Below are 4,325 nucleotides of genomic sequence, written 5' to 3'. Positions count from 1 at the left end.
GGTTCATGCTGTCTGTCACCGGTCCGCAAGTCAACCGTGAGTTGTAATGCTGGCTAGGGGCGCATGATGCAGTTCTGAGGGGGCTCCTTGTCCTTGCACAATTTCGCATCAATCAATTTATTGGGCCCGCCGGAGCCTGTGATTATTCTGTAGTATTCCAGTCGCTCTTGTGAGAGCTCAATTAGTTTCACAGATGAAAAGATCGTGGGTATAAGTTCGGGGCGGATTCCCATTTCCTTAAAATAATCGGCAACGTAAGGCTTCGCTTTGGTCGCGATTTCCATAGACTCTTCATCGCTTGTCTCTACGGGTGTTAGCCCGCTCGCGAAATCATTCGACAGATATTTTCCACTACCCAGATGGACACCAAACGGACTTGCAGGGTGCACGTATCGGTTTATACCCCCCATGAAAACGTAAGTGCACGCTGAATCGCACCTCGCGCCGCCTGCTGATACTCTCCCGGTATAGGCTTCATCGCGGCGATAAAGCGGTTCACACCCGTTGGTACTGGGTCGACACCCGATATAGTGCGTGTGCCCAACTGCGACGTCCAGGCCCCTTTTGCGTATCATTCTTCCTATTCTCAACGCTGCGCGTGTATCTCCGCCCGGTGATTCTATTATGATTGGCAGTTTTCGATTGCCTAGCTTTTCGAATACCACTTTGAGCTTATTATCCGTATCTACTTCGATTTTGCCGAAGGCTGATATCCATTCGGTACACGTCGGCTCACATAGAGCTTTTCCCTCGCGCACTACGGCAAAGGTCATTTCGGTTTCGTAAACGTCAATTTCTGGCGCCTCCTCGGCAAAGGCACTAGAGCCAATTCTCAACAGAATAACCATCGTCAATAGCCATGACAGGCAAATTGACAGCATGCGTTCACTTATACGTCCGATCATGAATGTCCCCCAACACTTCGCCAAAACTAATAATTGGTGGGCTCAAATCCGCAAGAGTGAAAGTGGTCAGGCCGCTGAAAGTTGTGCGGCATCAAACTCCGCAGGCGTCATGCGACCGAAGAGCTCAATCAGCGCTATGACGCGGCCCGACTTCGTTATCTCGTCGACGATTCCGCTAAATGTCGCGAACGGATTGCCGGCATCGGTTACAATCACGTCTTTGCCAATCGTGAAGTGCCGAGCGGTATTCTCACGCGCAGTTGCGGCTTCTTCCTTGCGATGAATGCGCGCGGCGCGGGTGTCATCGAACTGCATATCGACTTCGGCGAGATAGATTGCTTCGACAATCGCGGCATGTGCGGGCCCTTCTCCCGCGGATCGAAAGTCCAGGGTTGACCCCAAAGCTGACACGAGGAAAAGCGACTGCGATGCCACACCCACGATTGCGACGCGTCACCGTAGTTGTAGTGGTAGACTCTACCGATAGCATCAACGCGTGCTGGTGACGGGGTTGCGATATCCCCGCACACCAGCGCGCGGAAGCCCCCTAGATCTGCGGCGGCCCGACCTTCACCGTCAGCTTATCGATCGTTCCGGTGAAGCGAAACGGCACCTGGTAGTCGTTGTCGTCCACCGGGCTGCGGGTGTCGACACCCACGTCGAACGACTCGTCGATCGTCACCAGGAACGGGATGGTGTGCGGGATTGACTGCTCGGCCACCATCGCGCCATCGACGCTCAGCACACCCTTGCCGCCCTTCCCGTAGCCCGGTCCCTCGTACGTGAAGTCGAAGACGATGTTGTGCTTGCCGGGCGTCAGCGCCGCCTCGCTTGCCCACCGGAAGCGCTCCAGCCCCAGCAAGTTGTAGGTGAAGACTGGCTTGCCCTTGAGCAGATAGAGGCCGTAGCCACCGAAGCGGCCGCCCAGCGTGGCGAGCATGCCTTCTCCGCCGCCCTGCGGGACCTCGACGTTGGCGGTGATCGTATAGGAGCGGGTCAGCGGGCTGGGCGCTGAGGCGGGCGGCAAGCCTGAGAGTTCGCCCGAATAGACGAACTCAGTTCGGCCGGCGGTGGCACTTGGCCGCGGCGCCAGCAGACGCGCGGCCACGGAGTTGTCCAGCGGCAGCACCTGGTACTTCGCGGCCTCCACGAGGAAGAGCTGCTGCATGTCGCGCAGTTTGTCCGGCTCCTTGGCGGCGAGATCATTGAACTGTGAGTAGTCCTCTGTGAGGTTGTAGAGCTCCCAGTTGTAACCGTCGATCACATCGGGCAGCTTGCCGAGCCCCATCAGCCAGGGTCCCGCCGGCGGCGTGGTGGAGGCGATCCAGCCGTCGTGGTAGATCGCGCGATCGCCGAACATCTCGAAATACTGAGTCGTGCGCGCGGAGGGCACGTCCTTGGCCCCCTTCGACCAGGTATAGGCCATGCTGACACCTTCGATCGGCTTTTGGGCGATGCCGTTCACCGTTTGCGGCGCTTCGATGCCGGTGGCCTCCAGAATCGTCGGCACGATGTCGATTATGTGGTGGAACTGGCTGCGGACGCCGCCCTTGTCAGTGATGTGGCCGGGCCAGGACATCGCCATGCCCTGCCGGGTGCCGCCGAAGTGCGAGGCGATCTGCTTGGTCCACTTGAACGGTGTGTCGAAGGCCCAAGACCAGGCGACCGACATATGCGGCTCGGTCGTCGCGTCGCCCCAGGCGTCGTAGTATTTCAGCTGGTCTGCTACCGGCATGTTGATGGCTTGGATCGCCGCCAAATCGAAGGCAGTGCCGATGGTCGAACCCTCGGCGCTGGTGCCGTTGTCGCCCTCGATGTAGATGATGAGGGTGTTGTCGAGCTTGCCCTGATTGCGGACCTCGTCGATCACCCGGCCGATCTCATAGTCGGCATAAGCGACATAGGCGGCGTATACCTCCGCCTGACGGGCGAACATCTTCTTGTCGTCCGCCGATAGCGTATCCCATTTGGGAAGGTCATCTGGCCACGGCGTCAGCTGGGTATTCTCCGGAATCACCCCGAGCCGTTTCTGGTTGGCGAAGATCTCGTCGCGCATGGCGTTCCAGCCCATGTCGAACTTGCCCTTGAACTTGTCGATCCATTCCTTCGTGGGATGGTGCGGGGCGTGGGTTGCGCCGGGAACATAGTACATGAAGAATGGCTTCTCCGGCGTCGAGGCATTGACTTTGCGCAGATAGTCGATGGCGTCGTCGGCCATGCCGGTGACCAGGTTGTAGCCGGGCTGGTCCATCCACGGAAAGATCTGATCGTGGTTACGGAACAACCAAGGCGTCCATTGGTTGGACTCGCCACCTTGGAAGCCGTAGAAATAGTCGAAGCCCATACCAGAGGGCCACTGGTCGAACGGCCCCGAGGCGGAGAGCGCGTAGGTCGGGGTATTGTGGTTCTTGCCGAACCAAGAGGTGGCGTAGCCGTGATCCTTGAGGATCGAACCTATCGTGCCGTTGTTCGGACCGATGATCGCATCATACCCCGGATAGCCAGTGGACTGCTCGGCGATCACCCCGAAGCCCGCCGAATGGTGGTTCCGCCCGGTGATCAGCGCGGCGCGAGTGGGCGAGCATAGCGCGGTGGAGTGAAACTGCGTGAAGCGTAGCCCATCCGCCGCGACCTGATCGAGCGTCGGTGTCGGGATGACGCCGCCAAAGGTGCCCGAGACGCCGTAGCCCGCGTCGTCGGTCATGATCAGCAGCACGTTCGGTGCGCCCTTTGGTGGTACCACGGCAGGCGGCCACCAAGGGGTTGAGTCCTTGGCGTCCAGATTGATAGTCCCGCCGAATACCGGAGGCGCAGCCGGCAGCGACTGGCCGTCGATCGTCGACGTGGCGCTGGGTGAACCAGGCGCCCCGGTGACTTGCTGGGCGGCAGCGGGAAAGACCGAAAAACAACTGGCGGCGAGCACCGCAAGGTAGGCGCGTGTTTTCATCGTTCAATGCTCCCTGTTGGGTGATAGCCAATGACGGGTAAGCGAGCGACACCTTCCCGCTCTCAAATGTTTGATCATGCTCCGATGAGGTTCCGTAGCAATGCGGCCGACGTATGCATTAACTTAACAATGGGATTGCAGAAGAGTTTCAGATTACTAGCCGCCAGTGAAGTACGTTACTGTAACAAACAGAACCCTGTTACGAGCGGATATGAGCGGAGCGGCTTGAAGGAGCTCCCCAGCAAGCGTCGCCGCCGGTCGGATGAGTTCAAGGCGCAGGCTATGGCAGACGCCCCAGAGCGCTTGAAGGGCAAAGAACGTCCATCCCCATACCAATCCGCGGCAATGGCCGAAAACATCAGCATCGAGTGCCGAAGCGCGGGGAAGCACGACAGTGGCCTTGCGGCCGCGGCAGCGGACTTAGTGCAGCTCCCAGTGGACGTCATCGTCACGAGTTCGCAGCCGGCGGCGCA

Annotated in this window: 3 protein-coding genes and 1 pseudogene; 1 reads left to right on the top strand and 3 read right to left on the bottom strand. The window is 59.0% G+C overall.

Translation table 11 applies throughout. From position 1 onward, the window contains the following. Positions 1-53: 53 nt before the first annotated feature. The 3 genes from AAAC48_RS03715 to AAAC48_RS03705 all read right to left on the bottom strand — a co-directional run bounded on the left by AAAC48_RS03715 (position 54) and on the right by AAAC48_RS03705 (position 3,852). Positions 54-848: a hypothetical protein gene (locus AAAC48_RS03715; protein ID WP_340652877.1), complete on the bottom strand. Its 795-nt coding sequence runs from the start codon at positions 846-848 to the stop codon at positions 54-56. Between the two features lie 123 nt (positions 849-971). Then, positions 972-1,346, bottom strand: a complete 375-nt coding sequence (locus AAAC48_RS03710) for a hypothetical protein (RefSeq protein ID WP_340652876.1) — start codon at positions 1,344-1,346, stop codon at positions 972-974. Between the two features lie 106 nt (positions 1,347-1,452). After that, a complete protein-coding gene (locus AAAC48_RS03705) occupies positions 1,453-3,852 on the bottom strand; it encodes an arylsulfatase (protein ID WP_340652875.1) in 2,400 nt (799 codons plus the stop codon). Between the two features lie 282 nt (positions 3,853-4,134). Here AAAC48_RS03705 and AAAC48_RS03700 point away from each other — a divergent pair. After that, positions 4,135-4,325: pseudogene (locus AAAC48_RS03700) on the top strand (hypothetical protein); the annotation flags it as partial.

Origin of the sequence: Phyllobacterium sp., assembly GCF_037994405.1 — a bacterium.
Lineage (GTDB): Bacteria > Pseudomonadota > Alphaproteobacteria > Rhizobiales > Rhizobiaceae > Phyllobacterium.
This window is presented reverse-complemented; position numbering and strand designations above follow the sequence as displayed.